Origin of the sequence: Mariniradius sediminis (genome assembly GCF_021491425.1) — a bacterium.
Classification (GTDB): Bacteria; Bacteroidota; Bacteroidia; order Cytophagales; family Cyclobacteriaceae; genus Mariniradius; species Mariniradius saccharolyticus.
The window spans coordinates 44,017-64,376 of sequence record NZ_JAKEVZ010000002.1 but is presented as its reverse complement, the minus strand read 5'-3'; the positions used below and the strand labels follow the sequence as shown (position 1 = coordinate 64,376).

16 protein-coding genes are annotated in these 20,360 nt (G+C 46.6%); 14 read left to right on the top strand and 2 right to left on the bottom strand.

Annotated features, from left to right (window positions below):
• The first annotated feature begins 84 nt into the window (after positions 1-84).
• The 9 genes from L0U89_RS03085 to L0U89_RS03045 all read left to right on the top strand — a co-directional run bounded on the left by L0U89_RS03085 (position 85) and on the right by L0U89_RS03045 (position 8,943).
• A complete protein-coding gene (locus L0U89_RS03085) occupies positions 85-621 on the top strand; it encodes an NADPH-dependent FMN reductase (protein WP_234860182.1) in 537 nt (178 codons plus the stop codon).
• 182 nt (positions 622-803) lie between these two features.
• On the top strand, positions 804-1,055 hold the full coding sequence (locus L0U89_RS03080) for a DUF6364 family protein (RefSeq protein WP_234860181.1): 252 nt from the start codon (positions 804-806) through the stop codon (positions 1,053-1,055).
• Complete coding sequence (locus L0U89_RS03075; protein WP_234860180.1) at positions 1,052-1,474, top strand: type II toxin-antitoxin system VapC family toxin; 423 nt, start codon at positions 1,052-1,054, stop codon at positions 1,472-1,474. Before L0U89_RS03080 ends, L0U89_RS03075 begins: the two co-directional genes overlap by 4 nt.
• 99 nt (positions 1,475-1,573) lie before the next feature.
• Complete coding sequence (locus tag L0U89_RS03070; protein ID WP_234860179.1) at positions 1,574-1,966, top strand: hypothetical protein; 393 nt, start codon at positions 1,574-1,576, stop codon at positions 1,964-1,966.
• Positions 1,967-2,099: 133 nt separating this feature from the next.
• A complete protein-coding gene (locus L0U89_RS03065) occupies positions 2,100-2,573 on the top strand; it encodes a hypothetical protein (RefSeq protein ID WP_234860178.1) in 474 nt (157 codons plus the stop codon).
• Positions 2,570-3,988: a CCA tRNA nucleotidyltransferase gene (locus tag L0U89_RS03060; protein WP_234860177.1), complete on the top strand. Its 1,419-nt coding sequence runs from the start codon at positions 2,570-2,572 to the stop codon at positions 3,986-3,988. Before L0U89_RS03065 ends, L0U89_RS03060 begins: the two co-directional genes overlap by 4 nt.
• A 4-nt stretch (positions 3,989-3,992) precedes the next feature.
• On the top strand, positions 3,993-4,697 hold the full coding sequence (locus tag L0U89_RS03055; RefSeq protein WP_234860176.1) for a tetratricopeptide repeat protein: 705 nt from the start codon (positions 3,993-3,995) through the stop codon (positions 4,695-4,697).
• A gap of 361 nt (positions 4,698-5,058) precedes the next feature.
• A complete protein-coding gene (locus L0U89_RS03050) occupies positions 5,059-6,123 on the top strand; it encodes a phytase (RefSeq protein WP_234860175.1) in 1,065 nt (354 codons plus the stop codon).
• A 21-nt stretch (positions 6,124-6,144) separates the two neighbouring features.
• A complete protein-coding gene (locus tag L0U89_RS03045; RefSeq protein ID WP_234860174.1) occupies positions 6,145-8,943 on the top strand; it encodes a TonB-dependent receptor in 2,799 nt (932 codons plus the stop codon).
• Between the two features lie 84 nt (positions 8,944-9,027).
• Here the strand turns inward: L0U89_RS03045 and L0U89_RS03040 are convergent, their stop codons facing one another.
• Together L0U89_RS03040 and L0U89_RS03035 are read right to left on the bottom strand one after the other, a co-directional pair.
• Positions 9,028-9,477, bottom strand: coding sequence for a GNAT family N-acetyltransferase (locus L0U89_RS03040; protein ID WP_234860173.1), 450 nt, complete (start codon positions 9,475-9,477; stop codon positions 9,028-9,030).
• 86 nt (positions 9,478-9,563) lie between these two features.
• Positions 9,564-9,797 carry a hypothetical protein gene (locus L0U89_RS03035; protein WP_234860172.1) on the bottom strand — a complete coding sequence of 78 codons (234 nt, stop codon included), beginning with the start codon at positions 9,795-9,797 and terminating at the stop codon, positions 9,564-9,566.
• Between the two features lie 303 nt (positions 9,798-10,100).
• Here L0U89_RS03035 and L0U89_RS03030 point away from each other — a divergent pair, with 303 nt between their 5' ends.
• The 5 genes from L0U89_RS03030 (at position 10,101) to L0U89_RS03010 (ending at position 20,340) form a co-directional block, all read left to right on the top strand.
• Positions 10,101-15,086 carry a translocation/assembly module TamB domain-containing protein gene (locus tag L0U89_RS03030; protein ID WP_234860171.1) on the top strand — a complete coding sequence of 1,662 codons (4,986 nt, stop codon included), beginning with the start codon at positions 10,101-10,103 and terminating at the stop codon, positions 15,084-15,086.
• Positions 15,083-17,377 carry a translocation and assembly module lipoprotein TamL gene (gene tamL / locus L0U89_RS03025; protein WP_234860170.1) on the top strand — a complete coding sequence of 765 codons (2,295 nt, stop codon included), beginning with the start codon at positions 15,083-15,085 and terminating at the stop codon, positions 17,375-17,377. The genes L0U89_RS03030 and tamL overlap by 4 nt, the downstream gene beginning before the upstream one ends.
• Positions 17,378-17,693: 316 nt before the next feature.
• A complete protein-coding gene (locus tag L0U89_RS03020) occupies positions 17,694-18,173 on the top strand; it encodes a hypothetical protein (protein ID WP_234860169.1) in 480 nt (159 codons plus the stop codon).
• A 206-nt stretch (positions 18,174-18,379) separates the two neighbouring features.
• Positions 18,380-19,516, top strand: coding sequence for a DcaP family trimeric outer membrane transporter (locus tag L0U89_RS03015; protein ID WP_234860168.1), 1,137 nt, complete (start codon positions 18,380-18,382; stop codon positions 19,514-19,516).
• A 14-nt stretch (positions 19,517-19,530) separates the two neighbouring features.
• On the top strand, positions 19,531-20,340 hold the full coding sequence (locus tag L0U89_RS03010) for a carbonic anhydrase family protein (RefSeq protein WP_234860167.1): 810 nt from the start codon (positions 19,531-19,533) through the stop codon (positions 20,338-20,340).
• Positions 20,341-20,360: the final 20 nt, after the last annotated feature.

Genomic DNA, 20,360 nt, shown 5'->3' with positions numbered 1-20,360 from the left:
GATACATATTGCAGATCGGTTTACTCTGGATAAATTTCGGTCCAGCCAGAGAAAATCAATTTTTCCATTTTTAAATTAATCAAGATGAAAATCACCGCCTTTGCAGGTAGCAACAGCAGCAGGTCCATCAACAAAAAATTGGTTGAATACACCTTGAAGGCCTTTCCGGAATTTGAAATCAAGCTTCTGGATCTCAACGATTTCGAAATGCCGATCTATTCGATGGATCGTGAAAAAAATACCGGAATTCCAGAAAAGGCTTATGAATTTCGTACGCAGTTGGCCCAATCCGATGCCATCATCTGCTCCCTCGCCGAGCACAATCGGGCGTATACCGTTGCTTTCAAAAATATCTTTGACTGGTGCAGCCGGATTGATATGAACATTTTCGCCAACAAACCCATGCTGTTGATGAGTACCTCGCCGGGCGGATTTGGAGGGGGCAATGTCATGAACCTTGCCGAGGCCTTCTTTCCAAAATGTGGAGCAAATATCATTGAGACGTTTTCTTTGCCCTCCTTCCATCAAAACTTCCCGGAGGCCGACATCGTGAACGAGGAACTGAAAAAGGAGCATGCTGCAAAAGTTGTGGTGTTCAAGGCGGAGTTGCGTAATGCCTGAAGTTATCGATTCTTGGATTGTGGTCCTTCATGAGTGACATTTAAGCGAATTGCCCTTTAGGTTTTTTGAAAAGGCAGTTTAAACATCCTGTGGTGTCTCGCTCTTTTGATAATCCGTTTTCCAAAAAAAAGGAAAATTGTACGGATAAAAATTTTATATTTGTACGTATATACAAACACAGGATGGATACCAAACTCACTTTAAAACTCGAAAAGGAGGTTATCGAAAAGGCGAAGGAATATGCCTCGGCCCAGAGAAGAAGTTTGTCGAGCTTGGTCGAATCCTATCTCAAATCCCTTGTCACAAAAGAAAACCCTGAATCTGATCCAGAGATTTCTCCCTATGTGAAAAGCTTGAAAACAGGAGTCAAGGTGCCCTTGGATTTGGACCCGAAGGAGGTTTACAGTGATTTTTTGGCCGAAAAGTATAAATGAAAGACAGGTTATTCCTTGATACGAATATTGTGCTGGACCTGCTTGGCGAACGGGATCCTTTTTATCTACCGGCCGCAATAATTGCCACCCTGTCTGATCAAGGGGAAATAGACATCGTCGTTTCCGCGTTGACATATTCCACGGTATACTATGTTCTTTCAAAGTTTGAGGGCAAAGAAGTTGCAAGGGAAAAAGTCCAGAAGTTCAAGGTTTTGGCACAAACGGCTGACCTGACAGATCAAATTATCGACAAAGCGTTTTTGTCAAGGTTCAAGGATTTTGAGGATGCGCTGCAGTATTATTGTGCCCTTAGTCAGCAATGCAACCTTATCATTACAAGAAACGGAGGGGATTTCAAAAACTCGGAAATTCCGGTCTTGGGACCCGATGAATACCTTAAAAGTCTGCTGGCAAAGTAAGAGCCTAAGCTTAACTTTGTCGCTTTCCGATCGAATGTTTTTTGGTACCACGGCCGTAGAAGGCCCAAAACAACGTATTGGCACTCATATAGCATTAAAATGATGAGACTTTCACCATCCACCGCCATCAAAATACTCGTTGGCATTACCGCGGCTGCTATTTTTTTCCATCTCCTGATTTTGGTCCGGATCATCCCATATGACATCACTTGGGGTGGTAGACTGAAATCCGATGCGGAGATGTACGTCTTCGAATCGGTCTCCATCTTGATCAATGGGTTCTATATTTATGTCCTGCTGCAAAAAGGAGATTTCATCCGGCGGGCATTTAGCCAAAAGGCCATCAGCACCATCCTATGGATTTTCTTCGCACTTTTTGTCCTCAATACAATGGGCAATTTGGTAGCAGCAACGAATTTCGAGAAGGGCTTTGCAGTCCTTACCTTGGTAAATGCGGGTCTATTATGGATAATCAACCGAGCTCAGGAATAACCGGCTGTTTAATTCGGGAATTGTGAAAAATGTCTGATGATGCCGCCTGTTTTTTTTCCATTTTTCCCCAAAACACATTTTTAGTAGGCTGCTTCCAATAATCCGACTTATTTTTGGGACAAATTCGCAGGGAATGGAAATCAAGGAAATCGTAGCCGAAATCAAGAAAAGCGGACGGGTTTGTATTTTGGAGGGTAGCGGGCAAATATTGGAACTTATCGCGCCCAATGCTTGGAACAAGGAGCAAGACGCCAAGGATGGGGTTTTTCTTTTGTTTGAGATTTTCCAAATAAGGACGATCGCCGAGCCGTTTTCAGAGATTTCCCTCGACATCGTGGAGTTTGCCACGAAGCCAACGATTTACCATTCTCCGGCCAGCAAAATGCTACCCGCAGGTCCCGTTCAGGATGGATTGGTACGCTTTGCCCTGATCAAAAAGGACTTTTGGAACAAACTGTTGTTTGCCTATTCCCAAGCCCTTATCCTTCAGTTTCCCAAGGGAAAAAAGGCCATGTTTGAGACCAAGGAATACTTCCCCCTGCTGAGTGCCGGCACAAAGGAGATGTTTCTTGATGGAGAGGGCTTGGTAAAAATTCTCAAAGCATGAATTTCAAGGAGCAACTCGATCAACAGGAAATATTCGCACGCGTCGGTAGAATCGCCGACCAATTGGGCATGGAAACCTATGTCGTGGGCGGCTATGTCCGTGATCTTATCCTGAACCGTCCCAGCAAGGACATTGACTTCGTCTGTGTAGGTTCGGGCATACAGTTGGCCCATGCGGTAGCAGCGAGTTTTGACAAGCATGTTCCCCTGAATGTTTTCAAGAACTTCGGTACGGCCAATATCCGACTGGATGATTGGGACGTGGAGTTTGTGGGTGCAAGGAGGGAATCCTACCGGCATGACTCGCGCAAGCCGATTGTAGAAGACGGCACGCTGCAGGAAGACCAAGAGCGCCGTGATTTCACGATCAACGCACTCGCTATTTGTGTGAATGCGGCGCGCTATGGAGAATTGATTGATCCCTTCGATGGATTGGGTGATATGAAGCGGAAGATCATCCGCACGCCCACGGATCCGATTATCACCTTTTCGGACGATCCTCTGCGGATGATGCGGGCGATCCGCTTTGCGGCGCAGCTTCATTTCGACATTGAGCCGGAGACCTTCATGGCCATCGTGCATGATGCCCACCGTATTCAGATCGTGTCCGCCGAGCGGGTGATCGACGAGTTGAACAAGATCATCATGACGCCGAAGCCTTCGTATGGCTTCAAGCTTCTATTTGTAAGTAAATTGTTGCAGGAGATTTTTCCTGAAATGGTTGAGCTCCAAGGAGTGGATTCTGTCGGCGATAAGTCCCACAAGGACAATTTCTACCATACGCTGCAGGTGTTGGACAATGTTTGCCAGATGTCGGACAACCTTTGGCTGCGTTGGGCAGCGATACTGCACGATATTGCGAAGCCCGCCACCAAGCGTTTTAACCCGAAAGTCGGATGGACTTTCCACGGGCATGAAGACCGTGGCGCGCGGATGGTTCCGGGGATTTTCCGCAGATTGAAGTTGCCGATGGATGAGCGGATGAAATATGTCCAAAACCTCGTTCGCCTGCATTTGCGGCCTATTGCGCTCGTTTCGGACAAGGTCACGGATTCGGCTGTTCGGAGATTGCTTTTCGATGCAGGGGATGAAGTGGAGGACCTGATGAAACTTTGCCGGGCGGATATTACCTCCAAAAACAACAACAAGGTGCAGAAGTTTTTGGCCAATTTTGACAAGGTGGAAGCCAAGATGCTGGAGGTGGAGGAGAAAGACCATGTCCGCAATTTTCAACCTCCGGTATCTGGTGAAGAAATCATGGAGATTTTCGGCCTTCCCCCGTCCAAAGCCGTAGGAGACCTCAAAGAACAGATCAAAGAAGCGATTCTCGACGGACAAATTCAGAACAACAAGGAGGAAGCTTTGGACTTATTATATAAATTAGCCGCCCACAAAGGCATTCAAGCGAAAAATTAACCCCATGCAAAGATTCATACTTACCCTGGCCTTTATCGGCCTAACAGCGACTTCCCTGATTGCACAAGAACAGAATGTGGATACAGAAGCCAACAGGAAGGCAAACGATGCGGACCGCAAAGTGTACCAAATGGCCATGCGGTACAACGACCTTGCTGTGGCAAGGATGAAGCTGCATGAACTGATGGAGCGCAATCCTACTAACCTTAGCTATTTGGAGACTTTGGTTTCCCTGTATTTTGAGGCTGGGCAGTACACTTCCGCTGCCGTTTCCGCCTTGGATCTGCTGGAGAAAAATGACCAAAGCCTCGTTGGTATCGAAGTGGCAGCTTATTCATTGGAACAGTTGGGGGCTTTTGATCGTGCTTTGCCGCAGTTTGAGCGTCATTACCTCTTGACTGGGAATTTGTTCAGTCTTTACAAAACTGCGTACATGCAATATTCGCTCAATAGGCAGGAAGAAGCCCTCAATTCCATCACCATGATCGTGAAAAATCCAAAATCTTCCGATGAAAAAGTAGGCTTCCCAAAGGCTGACAATACAAACCAAGAAGTCAGCATCAAGGCCGCGGCGCTCAATCTAAAGGGAATGGTTTACATGTACCAAAAGAACAAAACAGAGGCGCTGCAGGCATTCAACCAAGCTTTGGAATTGGTTCCGGATTTTGAACTTGCCAAGGAAAATGTGAAGGAGGCCCAAAAGCTCTAAACCATCATGAACTTGTTACCCTTCAAGAAACCATCCCCAAAACGGATGGTTTTTTTGTTGATGAAGAAAAGGTTTCCCATCGGTGGAAATCCGAAATATTGACTTAAAGGAATGTCACTGATTATTAATCCTAAATGAACGAATCGGATTTGTTTCTTCAATTACGACAGAATGATTTTGCTATTTTTTGTTTTAAAGTATTGATTATCAATGGTTAACTGTGTGATGAGGCGATTAGTTTGGAAGCAGGCCTTCAGTTAACTTTTTGTAAACGCGAGGTGTTACAATTCATTTTTTGATAACAGTCGTTTTTAGGTGATCGGTTTTTCGGCCTCTACTTTTGGCGAATTGAAAACCACCTATGAAGCTTCATTTACTTGGATTTGGCGCCTTGGCCTTGTTAAGCCTTGGCTGTAGCCCGGGAGCAAAGGAACTTTCCGCTCCCATCAAACCACTCTTTGTTTCCGGTCAAGTCATCCATGATACCGATGATCCGGCAATTTGGATCAACCCAGACAATCCTTCCCAAAGTTTGGTGATAGGCACCGACAAGGACCAAGACGGCGCACTGTATGTCTTTGACCTGGAGGGGAAAACGATCGATTCCCTTGTCGTGCGCAATCTCCAGCGTCCCAACAACGTGGATGTGGCTTACGGTCTCAAAATGGGCGAGAGAAGAATGGATTTTGCGGTCACAGGAGAGCGGTTTACTTCGAAACTGCGATTTTACTCATTGCCTGACATGAAGGAAATCCACCCTGGAGGTGTTGAGGTCTATGTCGGGGAGACCGGCGATATGTATCGCGATCTGATGGGTGTGGCGGTTTACCACGACCAGACCAATGACAAGCACTACGTATTTGCTGGCAGGAAAAACGGCCCGACGGACGGGACCTATCTGTGGCAATATGAAATCATCGCCAGTGACAGCACCTTGGACTTGGCCTTGGTCCGGAAGTTTGGCAAGTACAGTGGACAAAAGGAAATCGAAGCCATCGCGGTCGACAACGAACTTGGCTATGTCTACTACAGTGACGAAGGCGTAGGCGTCCGAAAATACCATGCGGACCCTGCCAAAGGCAACGATGAGTTGGCACTATTTGCGACCGAAGGATTCACACTGGACCACGAAGGCATTTCGATCTACAAACTCAACGACAAGGAAGGCTACATCCTTGTCTCCAATCAGGAAGCCAATCTTTTTCATGTTTTTCCAAGGGAAGGCGAATCTGGAGATCCCCACAGCCACAAACTCATCACCACGATAGCCACGAGCACGATTTCCAGTGACGGCTCGGAGGTGACGAGCACGACATTGCCTCCTCACTACCCAAAAGGGCTTTTTGTCGCCATGTCAGATGATAAAACCTTCCAATTCTACCGCTGGGAGGACCTTGCCGGTGACAAATTGAAATCCAAAGAATAGAACAGACTAAACTTAACCTATATGAAAAAACAAGTACTCTTTCTCACAATCCTGGTCGGTTGGATGAGCATGGCATCTGTGATGGCCCAAGGTGTCATCCGTGGCAAGGTCATCGACGACCAAAACCTATCCCTTCCCGGCGCTAACGTGATTCTGGAAGGTACGGTCAAAGGCTCCGTCACCAACCAGTTGGGGGACTTTGTGATCCTGGATGTTCCCGCTGGCAATTACAAGGTGATTGTCACCTATTTGGGTTACAATTCATCCAGTCGCGAGGTGACATTGGCAGATGGACAAACCTTGGACCTCAGGTTCCAACTTGATCCGGGTACGCTGGACGGCGTCGAGGTAATCGTTTTTGGTGACAGGCTAAAGGGCCAAGCACGCGCGCTCAACCAACAAAAAACCAATTCCAACATCACTAACATTGTTGCTGCTGATCAGATTGGACGGTTTCCAGACGCCAATATCGGCGATGCGATCAAAAGGATACCTGGAATCACCATGCAAAATGACCAAGGGGAAGCCCGGAACATCATCATCCGCGGGATGGCGCCAGAATTGAATTCTGTCATGATCAATGGGGAAAGGGTCCCCTCTGCAGAAGGTGACAATAGGCGAATCCAAATGGACCTGATTCCATCCGATATGATCCAGACCATCGAAGTCAACAAGAGTGTACTTCCTGATATGGATGCCGACGCGATTGGCGGTGCGGTGAACTTGGTGACGAGAAAGGCACCCAACGGACTACGGGTTTCAGGTACTGCGGCATCCGGCTACAATTTCCTATCCAGCAAACCTATCTGGACCGGTGGACTGATCATTGGCGACAGGGTATTCAATGACAAGCTTGGCGTCATTTTCTCGGGCTCCTACAACAACCATAACTTCGGTTCGGACAATTATGAGGCGCAATGGGTAGAAACAGATGATCCCAACAACCCGGTTGTTGTCAACTCTTTTGACATCAGAAAATATGATGTGCAGCGGGTTCGTCGAAGTGCTTCCTTGGCATTGGATTATGAGTTCAACCGCAACCACAGCATCATCCTCAACACCATGTACAATTGGAGGGATGACTGGGAAAATAGGTATCGTTTCCGTGTAGACCGGACCGACCTCCCTTTTGGAACCGGGAATTTTACCCAAATCGAGCCAAACCTATTTCAGATGCGTGGTAGGACGGCCATCCAAACGAAAGGCGGTATCGACAATGACCGCGTGAGAAACACAAGGTTGGAAGACCAACGGGTCGTCAACGCGACGCTGTCAGGTAGCCACCTTTTCAATAGGTTGAAAATGACTTGGAATGCAACCTACGCCAAGGCTTCAGAAGACAGACCTAACGAACGTTATATTACCCACAGGGGAAATGCCGACGTAATTCTCGATATACGTGACCCATTCAAAGTCCTCACCTCGCTGGTCAATGAGGACAGTAGATTGGGACTTGGATTGAACGAAATCTATGAATCCAACAACAATACCTACGAAGAGGATTTCAATTCCCGATTGGATTTTGCCCTGCCATATGCTGGCAACAAAGGATTGCTGAAATTTGGCGGTAGGCTCCGTGACAAATACAAGCAGCGCACGGACTCATATGATGTGTATGACCCGATTGTCGATCTAGGAACCGATGGCAACAGACTTGGCGGGCTTCCAACCAGTTTACAAAACGACCGGGTCTTCCTCAACGGCCCACAATACGTACCAGGAAGGTTTGTCACCAAGGAGTTCTTGGGAGGATTGAATCTGTATGACGAAAGCCTTTTTGATTATGAGGATGCCGTGGGTGAATACATCACGGGTAACTATGAGGCTTCGGAAAGAATCACTGCGGGGTATGTGATGACGGACTACCAATTCAATCCCAAGCTTTCTGCCATATTTGGATTGCGTTTGGAAAATACCAGCCTGGAATACAGAGGCTATGAATTTGATGAGGATAATGGGACCTTCCAGCAGTCTGCGACCGTAACCGACAACTACAACAACTTCATGCCGGGTGCGCATTTCAAATATGATTTGAGGGAAAACCAGATTGTCCGCTTGGCTTGGGCTAACACCATCGCCCGTCCAAATTACTTCGATTTGGTGCCATACGCCATTTTCAGCCCGGACAACCAGACTTTGCAGCGCGGAAATCCAAACTTGGTGCCGACCACATCCATGAACTTTGACCTGATGTACGAGCATTATTATAAGTCGGTGGGTGTGTTTTCGGCAGGCGGTTTTTACAAAGACGTGGATAATTTTATCTACCAAAAAACCCAATTGAACATCAACGACCCCGATTTCGGGCAATTGCTGGAGTCAACCCGTCCGGAAAACGGTGGTACCGCCAATGTCTACGGATTTGAAACGTCGATCCAAAGGCAATTTGACTTCTTGCCAGGCATATGGAAAGGATTGGGGATTTTCGCGAATTACACCTTTACCGATTCAAGGACAACTGGTATTCAAGAGCGTGAAAACGACAACCTGAAGCTCCCAGGAACGGCTCGAAACATGTTCAATGCTTCCCTTTCTTTTGAGACAGAGAAAATCGTATTGAGAGTTTCCGTCAACCATGCCAGTGGTTATTTGGATGAAGTCGGAAGCTCGACTTTCGACGACTTCTACTATGACCGTCAGACATTCCTTGATGTGAATGCCTCCTATGCGATTACCAAAAACTGGAGATTTTTCGCAGAGGCCAACAACTTGACCAATCAACCTTTGCGCTACTACCAAGGAATCAGGCCACGTACGGCACAGGAGGAATATTACAACATCAGGATGAACTTCGGTGTGAAGTTTGACCTGTTTGATTGATACAAATAAAAAAAGCAGCCGAATCATGGCTGCTTATCAAAAGGCCCGACAGTTTTCAAAAAGCCGTCGGGCTTTTTTTTGCCTTTAAGGTTTCAAGAAAAACCGCATTTTCTGCTTGCCGACACCGCCAAGCCCGACATAGAATTTGATTGCGCGGGCATTGAACTCTGGTGTTTGCCATTGGATATTGACACAGTTTTTTTCCCGGGCAACTTTGCGGATGCGTTCCATGATATCCGCACCTATGCCCATACTGCGGCAATTCTCGTTGAGATATAGGCAATCCATATACAAGAACGGCGCTGCATCCCAAGTCGAAAAGTCGAATGTGAACGAGGCAAAACCCTCCGCTTTTCCCCCAATATCCACGATCCAGCAGTTCAATCTTTTGTTCGGGCCAAAAATTGCCTCGCGAAGTCCTTCCGCTTTTCCCTCCGGGTCGTATTCCGCCCTTTCATAGGCGGCATGGTCCGCACAAAGTTGGACTAATGCGGGGAGGTCCTTTTCTTCACAGGGTCTGATGACGTACTTCATGGGTTATGTTAGGCTTGGTGAAAGATCAGTTTAGGGTGGTAAAATGGCCAAAAAAATTGACTTCCTGAAAAAGAACTGTCCAAACTTTATAAAGGGTAGTAGAGGGGATATACAAAGTAATAGAACATCAAACCCGAAAAGATGCTGGCAATCACAAAGCTAATCAACAGTATTTTTCCATATTGGAGTACCTGACGCACCTTGCCGTCTTTTTCCTGCACGATCTTACTGGTACCGGGAATATACCCCTGCACCAAAGCTAGTGTGGTCATAAAATAGGATACCAGCAGAAAAAGGATGCTGAAAAATATCTCGATCACTTGAATTTTCGTCTTGATTGGAAAGTAATATATTTTTGAAAGAACCTGAATGCCAAGCTAAAAACTTCACAATTTCTTAATGGAGTATTTTGCAATTATTGATTCGGCAGTGCGGCAAATCATGGATTTTCCTAGGTATCATTCAGTATGTAATTTCGATTCACTCCTTTGGTGACCGCCTCCTGCCGACAAAAAGTCTAGCTTTCGAAGATTCGCCAGTTGGCAGAATCACGTATATTTGAATAGCGTCCGATTTAGAAAATAGCCATTATCAAAAAGTTTATCCGCATTTTTTTCAAAACCTTGGGAATCAGTCTTGCAGTAATCTTGCTGTTGCTGATTGGCGTTTTCTTTTTCATCAGAAGCCCTTGGGGTCAAGGTATCATCGTCCAAAAGGCTACCAAGTTTGTCTCCCGAAAAACTGGCACCACAGTTTCATTAGATCATTTGTTTATCACGTTTCGAGGAAATATTTATTTAGAGGGACTTTTTTTAGATGATTATCAGGGTGATACGCTCGCCTATGTCAAGGAACTTGAAACGGGCATTGCGTTGATGCCGCTGATTCGAGAAGGGGCCATCCATGTTTCGCGGGTAGATTTGGAAGGACTACACGCCAATATTGCAGTGGACAGTGTTTCCGGTAAGTTTAATTTTGATTTTTTGATCGAGGCCTTTGTCAGTCCGGATACGGCAAAAGTCGAGAAGGAACCAAGTCCATTTCCTGATATCCAGCTTGGTCCAATTGATCTTCGGGATGTACGGTTTGCCTATTTCGATGGAGCGGGAGGGATGGATTTAAAGGCCAACTGGAACCGGGTCCAACTCGATATCGGTAAACTCGACCTCAATCGGATGGATTTCGCTGTCAGCAAGGCGGAGATCGACAAGGCAGATATCAGTTTCGTCCAGCGTTTTTACCAATTTTCTGAACCGGACACAGCGACAGAAGCTGTTCCTTTGCCAATCGTGGTTCTTGAAAAACTTGATGTCACGCAGTCCAAATTCCTCTACCGTTCCATTCCGGATGGCATTATTGCCAATGTTGATCTCGGTACCCTTCAACTTTCACTTCCCGAGGCCAATCTTGAAGACCAAAAAATTCTTCTCCGTTCCCTTTTGCTAAAGGACACAGACGTCGCGTTGCAGATGGATCAGCAAACTCCGCCACAAGCTGCCACAGTCAGTTCTGAACCTGCGCCCTTTTCGTGGCCTGAGTGGTGGCTCGAGGTCGGCAGTTTCGAGATTCAAAATTCAAACATCAAATACACTTCGGGTTCTCCTCGTCTCGTTCCCGGTCTTTTTAATGCAGATGCCGTCGAACTATCCAACCTCGAACTCGGCCTGAATAACCTTTATCTCAAAGACCAACAATTGCGGGGAAATTTGGATGGAATATCCTTCCAGGAACGCAGTGGGTTACTGTTGCAGCGGTTCTCCGTCAATCTGGGAATGGATGACCAATCGCTTAGTTTGAACGATTTGCGGGCAGAAAGCAACGAATCAAGATTGGCGGGAAGCTTTTCCTTGGGTTACCAATCTTTGGCCGCTTTGATCGAAAATCCCGAAAAAGCTGCGTTTTCGATCGATTTGGAAAATGCCCAAACACGCGGTGCTGAGGCCTTGTTTTTTGCGCCCGAATTGGCGCGGGACAGCTATTTCAAGGAGTTTATGAGAAATGGCATCCGCGCTTCCGGAAAGGTGAGCGGAAACCAAAACAGGATTTCGATCCCGAGATTTGACTTGGGCTATGGGCGTGAGACCACGCTTCATATCGGAAATACGAGCATTGTCCAGTGGATGCAACCAGAGAAAATCAAAGTTTCCGCGCCGGATTTTAGGTTTCGTACCAAAGGACGAGTCTTGGATCCTTTTTTGGATGTATATGATTTTCAAATTCCCGAGGATATATCCCTTACCGCAAAGGTCGTAGGGGATATTGAGAAAGGAACGGCTGATCTTGCCTTGGAGACCAGTGACGGAGATGTGTTTTTTGAAGGGAAACTCCTACATGGTGGAATCTACGAGTTGAATTCCCAGCTGCGCGTCGTAGACCTGGATTTTGGGAAGATATTATCAATCCCCGATTTTTCGCCTATCAGCATGGAGACGAGTCTTGCTGGCAAAGGAAGTACCTTGTATGACTTGGAAGGTGTGCTGGGTGTGGCTTTTCAGCGTCTGGAATTCAAGGGAAAAGATTTATCCGACTTGGTTTTGCGCGTTGATGCCAAAGACACCCTAGCCAATTTGACTTTGGCTTTGGCGGAGGATTTTTTGGATGTGGCATTGGGAGCCGAGATCCGGTATGACACGTTGAATCCCGCCATGGATATGGAGATGGACCTGAAGATGCTGGACCTGAATGCCTTGGGGCTTGTCAAGCAAAATATCCAAATGGGATTCAAGCTTCAGGGACAAGTCTCGGGATTGCTGGACGACTTGCGACTGATGGCCCAAACAAGCGAGGGGTCCTTTCAGACTGACCGTAAGTCATACCCTATGGGCGATATCCGGCTTGAGGCCCGTGTAGCTACGTTGGAAACTGATGTGAGGCTGCTTTCGGATTTTCTCTGGGGGAGTCTGAACGTGGAGGGAGAATTGGCCCAATTAGCACCTTCGCTTACCCGCTATTTTGAGTATCAGATTTTGGGCAAAGCTTTTGAAGTCGATACATTGGATATCAAGGCCTTAGCAAAAATCGACTTCCGGTCCACACCTTTCCTTGACCAGCTATTCCTGCCTGATTTGCAGGGAATGGATACGGTCCATATTGATTTGGCTTACGATGCGAAGCGCCGGGATTTTAGCTCGACTGTTGAACTCCTGTGGGCGCAGTACCTCGATGCACGATTGGATAGCTTTGATGTTGAAATTATAGGGACAGGGGATTTGCTGACAGTTGATTTGGGTTTCAAAAAACTGGAATATAGCCCGATCTCCATGGATCTCACGGGATTTGAGGCGGATTTCAGGCAGGGTAATGGCGAATTGTCTTTCTTTTCCAAACAAGGTGAAACACTTTACAACCAAATAGCAGCCGAATTGGAATTCAAAGGAGACACGGTGGCCCTGCGGGTGACACCGGAGGGATTGGTATTTAACAAAGAACCCTGGAAAACGCCCATCGACAATGAGGTCATATATGCTCCGAAATACCTTGCGATCCACAATTTCAATTTTACCAATGCGGCACAACGTATTGGCTTTTTGACCGACGATCCCAAAATCCTCGAGCCACACATTGCGCTTGAGTTCGAAAACTACGATATCAATACCCTCATTGGTTTTCTAAATCCAGATGAGCCTTTGGCTAAGGGAATCGTGAATGGTGAGATTGCAGGTATCGATCCTTTCAGGGAGCTGGGTCTACTTGCAGATATGGATATTCGGGATTTTGAGGTCTTATCAGTACCACTCGGACGCTTGGATTTGGGTGCGCAGGCGAGTAGTCTGAAATCCTATGATTTTAACCTGGCCTTGAAAGAAGGAAAAATCGATCTCGATATATTGGGTGCACTCACAGCGGATACAGTGAGTACAAACCTTGACCTCCAGGTGAACCTGAATGCCCTTCAGGTTTCATTGTTGGAAATCCTTACGGATTCAGCGATACGTGAAGGAAAAGGAATAATCACCGGTGATATCAAGATCGATGGGTCCATCCAAGCTCCAAGGTACGCGGGAGAGCTTCGGTTCAAGGATGCAGGCCTATTGGTCTCCGAATTGAATACACGTTTCTCGATGCAGGATGAGGTTTTCCGCATGGACAATGCCAAGTTTGTATTCGATGATTTCACCATCAAAGACGAAGTGGGGGACGCTTTTGTCATTGACGGAAATATCGACACGAGCGATCCAACCAATCCTTCCTTGGACCTGCGCCTAAACACGAAAGAATTCCAAGTCATGAATTCGACCCGCAAGGACAGCGATTTGTTTTTTGGCCATGCGACGGTTGATCTGGACATGAAGATCGGAGGAACGGTCAATCTCCCCGTGGTCAACATGCAATTGAAAGTCAACGAGGGTACCGAAATCAGCTTTATTGTACCCGAAGACCAAGTGGACATGGTCGAGCGGACCGGCGTGGTACTTTTTGTCAACCAAAAGGATCCATATGACATCCTTTACAAGCGGGAAGGTGATTTTAGGACTAAAGGCCTGACGGGATATGATGTCCATGCCAACCTTCGTGTCGATCCCAAAACAGTTTTTAACCTTATTGTGGACGAGAGGACAGGGGATAACCTGCGCCTGCAGGGAGAGGCAGACTTGAATATGGTGATGAACCCTAACGGGGATATCTCGCTCTCGGGTCGATATCAAGTCGGCAGCGGGCATTATGAGATGAACCTGTTTGGTTTGGTCAACAGGCGTTTTGAATTGGCGGAGGGAAGTACCGTAGTTTGGACTGGTGAACCTATGCTGGCCAAGCTCGATCTTCGCGCTATTTACAATGTCCGGACTTCTGCCGCCGAGCTGATGCAGGCCCAACTTTCTGGAACGACCAACGATACGCGGAGCCAATTCCGTCAGGTACTTCCATTCATGGTTTACCTGAATGTCGAGGGAGAAATCCTGAAGCCAGAGATATCCTTTGCCCTTGACATGGCAGAGAATGAAAGGGGTGCTTTTGGAGGCAGTGTCTACGGCACGATTCAGCAGATTAATGAGAAGGATGACGAATTGACCAAGCAGGTGTTTTCCCTCTTGGTGCTGAATCAGTTCTTCCCAGTTATGGGCAATGACGGTTCGGGCGGTGGCTCGGTCAATTTGGCCAGGTCATCCGTTAGCCAAGTGCTTTCCAGTCAGCTTAATGCACTTTCGGATAAGCTGTTTGGCAACTCGGGCTTCTCCGTGGATTTCAACTTGGATTCCTATCAGGATTTCCAGTCCGGGACAGGAGAGGACCGGACGCAGCTCAGCGTAGCAGCGAAGCAATCGCTTTTCGATGATCGCTTGGTAATATCCGTAGGGGGGCAGATGGACGTCGAGGGCGGTAACCAACAGACAAACCAAGGAGAGGCAATGTTTGGGGACGTGAGCGTAGAGTATCTCCTTGACACCAGGGGCAAATGGCGGGCCAAGGCCTACCGGAAAAACACCTTTGAATCCGTCATTGACGGTCAGTTGATCGTGACCGGGGTATCCTTTATATTCAACAAGGAGTTCAACGAATTCATCGATTTGTGGCGCAAATCCGCCCAAGAGATTCTCATCGAGGAGGAGGAAAAGAAACGAAGGGAAACCAGAAAGGAACGAAAGAAAGCCGAGAAGCAAGAGAAATGAGAAATACGGTAACCATACTGTCCTTTTTAGCCCTGTTGCTCCAGTTTTCCTGTAGCGTGAAGAAATTTATTCCCCAAGGAGAAAAACTGTACACCGGTTACAATTTGGATTTTGAAGTTCCATTGGAAAAAAGGGAAAAAGCTACCCTGCAGGCTGAAGTCGAGTCATTGATTAAGCCTTCACCCAACGGCAAGATCTTTGGTGTCAGGTTTGGTCTTTGGGCGCATTACAAGGCTCAAAAGGAGAAGCCTGGATTTATCAACCGGTTTTTTAATAAGAGATTTGGGGAAGCACCCGTCTATTTGAGCAACGTACAGCCCGATAGAACCTTGGGCGTAATCATGAATCGGCTCGAAAACAAGGGATACTTTTTTGGTGAATCGTCCAAAGAGGTTTTGGAAGAGGGAAAGTTTGCTTCTGTGAACTACAAAATCACCTTGGGCCGGCCGTATATTTTGGAAACGTACCAACTGCTGCAGGATTCCTTGGAGGTCATGCAGGTGATCAACAATAATCTCGCAAATACAGCAATGGTGAAGGGCACACGCCTTGACTTGGACTTACTAAAGGCGGAGAGATCCCGAATCGACCAAGAACTCAAAGCCTTGGGCTACTACAACTTCAACCCAGACCTATTGATCTTCGAAGCGGACACCAACCAATATCCCGATCGGCGGTTTGATTTGTACCTGCGCTTCAAGGGTGATGCGCCGGAGAAATCCAAATTTCCCTATACCATCCGTGACATCAAGGTATTCCCAAATTATTCGATCAATGCGGACAAGGCACGGGTAGATACGGTGGTAGTCAACGACATTGATTTTATTCAGGATGAGTTGTTTTTCAGGCCGGAATTGTTGGAGAAATATATTCTTTTCAAAAATGGGACCTTGTTTAACCCACAGATTTCACGGACCACCTCGGGAAGGCTTTCCGCCATTGGCAATTTCCGCTACGTGAATATTTCTTTTGATGAAGCCGATTCGGTGCGGAGTGAGGATGGTACCTATCCGCTCAACGCCCGTATCCTACTTTCCCCACTCAACAAACGGGCCTTGCGTGCCGAGATCCAAGGAGTGACCAAGTCCAACAGCTTTGTTGGGCCAGCCTTGATACTGAATTACCAAAATCGCAACATTTTCAAAGGAGGGGAAATCTTCCAACTTACTGGGAAATTGGGCTATGAGCAACAAATCCTCGCAGGTGACCGGGATGCGCAGCAATCTATCGAGCTTGGGTTCAACGCCTCGTTGATCTTCCCCAGGGTAATCTTTCCCGGTTCGGTGACGGACCGATTCAAGTTTTCGATTCCCAAGACGCGGGTATCACTCGGTTTGGAATATCAAAAAAGGACAGATCTATACCTCATCAATACCTACAATGCGTCTTTCGGCTATTTCTGGAATGTCAATCGATATGTGTTGCACGAATTCAATCCCATCAGTTTGAGCATAGTGAACCTGAGAAGCACCACGCCTGAGTTTGATGATATTTTGGAACAGAATCCCTTTTTACGCCGAAGCTTTGAGCAACAGTTCATCGCCGGGATGAATTACACCTTCAATTACAACCAACTTGTGGACAAAGAAAGGCGGAATCCCATCTTTTTCGCGGCGTCCTTGGATTTGGCAGGGAATGGATTTGGACTCGTCAATGAGCTGACAAACAGCGATACCCCCGGTTTTATTTTTGGCTTGGAATATGCCCAATATGTAAAAGGCGACATGGACCTGAGGTTTTACCATAAGTTTTCCAGCGAAGTGGTGTTTGCCAGCCGCTTATATGGGGGGCTGGGCGTGCCGCTGGGACCTTCGCTATCGCTGCCATTTGTGAAGCAGTTTTTTGCTGGCGGTCCCAACTCAGTCCGAGCCTTCAGGATACGAGCCCTGGGTCCCGGTACCTATATTCCAGAAGAAGCCAATACAAGCGGGTTTTTTGACCAGGCAGGTGATATCCGCATGGAGGGCAATGTGGAATTGCGTTTTCCATTTAACAAATACTTAAAGGGTGCTTTTTTTGCAGATGCTGGTAACATATGGTTGTGGAACAACAACGAGACGCTTAAAGGAGGGCAGTTTTCCAGCAATTGGGCAAAGGAGCTCGGTGTGGGTGCTGGACTCGGACTCAGGGTTGATATCCAGTTGTTTGTCTTGCGGTTTGATTTGGCATTTCCGGTCCGCAAGCCTTGGCTGCCGGAGGATGAACGCTGGCTTTCCGATTTTAATGTTTTTGATAGCGCTTGGCGCAGAGAAAATATGGTCCTCAATTTTGCTATTGGTTATCCATTCTAGTGTTTTTCCTCAATTCGAAGTTTCGGTATCGGGAGTTTTTTGAACGTAAAATATTGGCAACCTAGACTTGCAACTAGGATGGCAAATTCCGGTTGATATCCATCGTCCCTTGATCAAAATCAAAAAAGCTGGAATTGGACGGAAACGTCTAAATCCCGATCCGGTTTTCGGTAATTTTGAAGTCTAGCTGTCGGCTTGCGCCAGTTGATTAACGGTTAAATGGGTGTACAAAATATGGCTATTCCACGGACTAATGGTGGGAAATTACCTTACATTTGATTTCTCAAAATATTTTCAATCAAATCAATCAATAACTATGAAGAAGTTAATTTTCGCGGCAATTCTTGTGCTGATTTTCGCCAATTTTTCACTGTCAAATGAGGCCAATGCCCAATCCAACAAGGAAGAGGTCGAGTTTATCCAATCCATTTTTGGCATGGAAAAGAAACAGGCTGTTGCCGGGTTTCTAAACCTGCCGCCAAGCGACCCATTTTGGGTTCTCTATGACGAGTATGAGACCCAAAGAAAAGCGTTGGGAGCCGAACGCATCAAGGCAATTGAAGACTATGCAAAGGTGTACAGCAACATGCAGGACGCTGATTTCGATAAGGTTGTAGCAAACATGAATTCATTAAGAAGCAAGAATGACAAACTGATCGATACTTATTATAAAAAGATCAGAAAAGCATCTGGGTCAAAGGTTGCTGCGCAATTTTATCAAATCGAGGAGTATATCCTGAGCGAAATCAGGGCTGCAATCCTAGGGTCACTTCCGTTCATTGGCGAACTTGACTAATAGCTTCCGGAAATGAGCATTCTTGAAAACCCGTTTTGTCCTAAGGCGGGTTTTCAAGTAAAGGGACTGTTCATTTTTACATCGTTATGTGCAGAGATCGGGATTTGTGTCTGACGGACATTACGATTTGATTTCATCAACCCCGCCTGGGGCAATGCCGAAATTTTTACTGAAGATCTTTTTCTCAACCTGTGATTTGATAGCCTATGAAAGCCAAAACCGTTAGGGTGAGCTTTGTTATTCTATTCAATGTGTTGTTTGCAACAAGTGGTTTTGCCCAGGAAAATAAGCCAAAAAGCAATTGGTTTAACTTGTACGGTTTTGGGCGTACCAACTTTGTATGGGACAACCAAGACCTAGGTCGTAGTGACCTTTTCGTTCCGGCCAACATCAAAGTTGGGCAGCCGAGGAATCCAAATTTCTTTATAGGTGCCAAACAGACGAGAATCGGCATCGATTTCCATCAGACCGTGGGTGACGAAGAGCTATTTATCAAACTTGAAGGCGATTTCCACAACGATGCCTCTGATGCGACAGGAATATTCCGGATGCGGCATGCTTTGGTGAAATACAAATTTGCCATGATCGGAATGGATTGGAGTAACTTTTTTGATATTGATGCCAACCCAATCGCAGTTGATTTTGAAGGTCCCAATAGTTCCACGCTAGCGAGGACACCCCAAATTATGTTTGCGACTTACAGATCAAAAAATCGGCTCGCGATTTCTTTTGAAAACCCAATTGAGAAGATCACTTTGGGCGGCAACATCACGGCATTGCCTGAGCGGTTTCCCGACGTTATTGGTTCTTACAGGGTCAATGGAGATTTCGGCTTTGTAAAGGGCGCCGCACTCTTCCGCGAGGTGCGGTATGAGAGCGACCAAGCAAGAAGTGTTTTTGGATATGGTTTTACAATCCTGTCTGCATTGAAAATCGGCGATTCGGATAGATTGAAGTTTCAGGGCGTGACGGGAAATGGTATTGCGCGCTACATACAGGGAGCAGTCAATCTCAATTATGATGCGATCTTCAACGGTACCCCCGAAATGGAATCACTCCATATGACAGGAGCAAATATTTCCTACCAACATTTTTGGGCCAAGCACATACATTCGTCTCTAACCGCTGGCTGGTTGGGAGTGGCGGATAATCCAAACCTCAAGCCGTCGGATTACAAAAGCAGTCTTTATGGGTCTGCGAATATTTTCTGGGATGCCATACAGAACTTGAGCTTTGGATGGGAAGCATTGGCTGGACAAAGGACAAATATCGATGGCAGTAGCGGTTCTGCACTCCGTCTACAGATGAACGCTACGTACAAATTCAACCATTCCAACAAATAAAAACTTTCCGTACTATGAAAACGACAGTTTTTCCAAAATTGATTCTGGGTGCATTTCTCGGTTGGTTTGCATGCTCTCCAAAGCCCGCGACCGAGACGACTGAAACGACCGAGGCTAATGAAATCGAAAATACAGCCCCTGACGCCCAAGGGAAGCGAACCATGGGGTATGCGTTGCCGGGACTTGAACACGGGCTTTGCCAGTCTCCCATCAACATTCAATCAGCTAGCACAGGAGAGGAAGGGAAACATTTGATCACCTTAGATTTCAAAGATGAAATCAATAAGGTCGAAAATCTCGGGCATACCGTCCAGCTGGATTTTGCAGAGGGGAGCACGATTACAGTCGATGATACTACTTTCAATTTCAAGCAATTTCACTTTCATACTCCCTCCGAGCATCAGATTGACGGGATTACCTATCCCATGGAAATGCACATTGTTAATCTACTTCCAAATGAAGATAAAAACGCTGTTCCTCAATACCTTGTGATTGGGATTCTCTTTAAGGAAGGAAAGGAAAGCAAGTTTATCAACGATTTCCTTGCTGCCATTCCAAAACAGGAACATGAAACCGCTGAACTCAAGCCGGGAACGGTAAAGATTGCAGACCTTGTGGGTACAATCCCAACCACCGCTCTGGGACATTACTACCATTACAAAGGCTCCCTGACCACGCCTCCCTATACCGAATCGGTGAGATGGTACATTGCAAAACACGTATATGAAGCGTCTTCAGCACAAATCGAAGCCATCAATAAAGTGGAAGGCAATAATGCAAGGCATGTGCAGGCGCTATACGGCAGGGCCGTTCTGACAAAATAGAAGCGTGTTTTCGACGACAC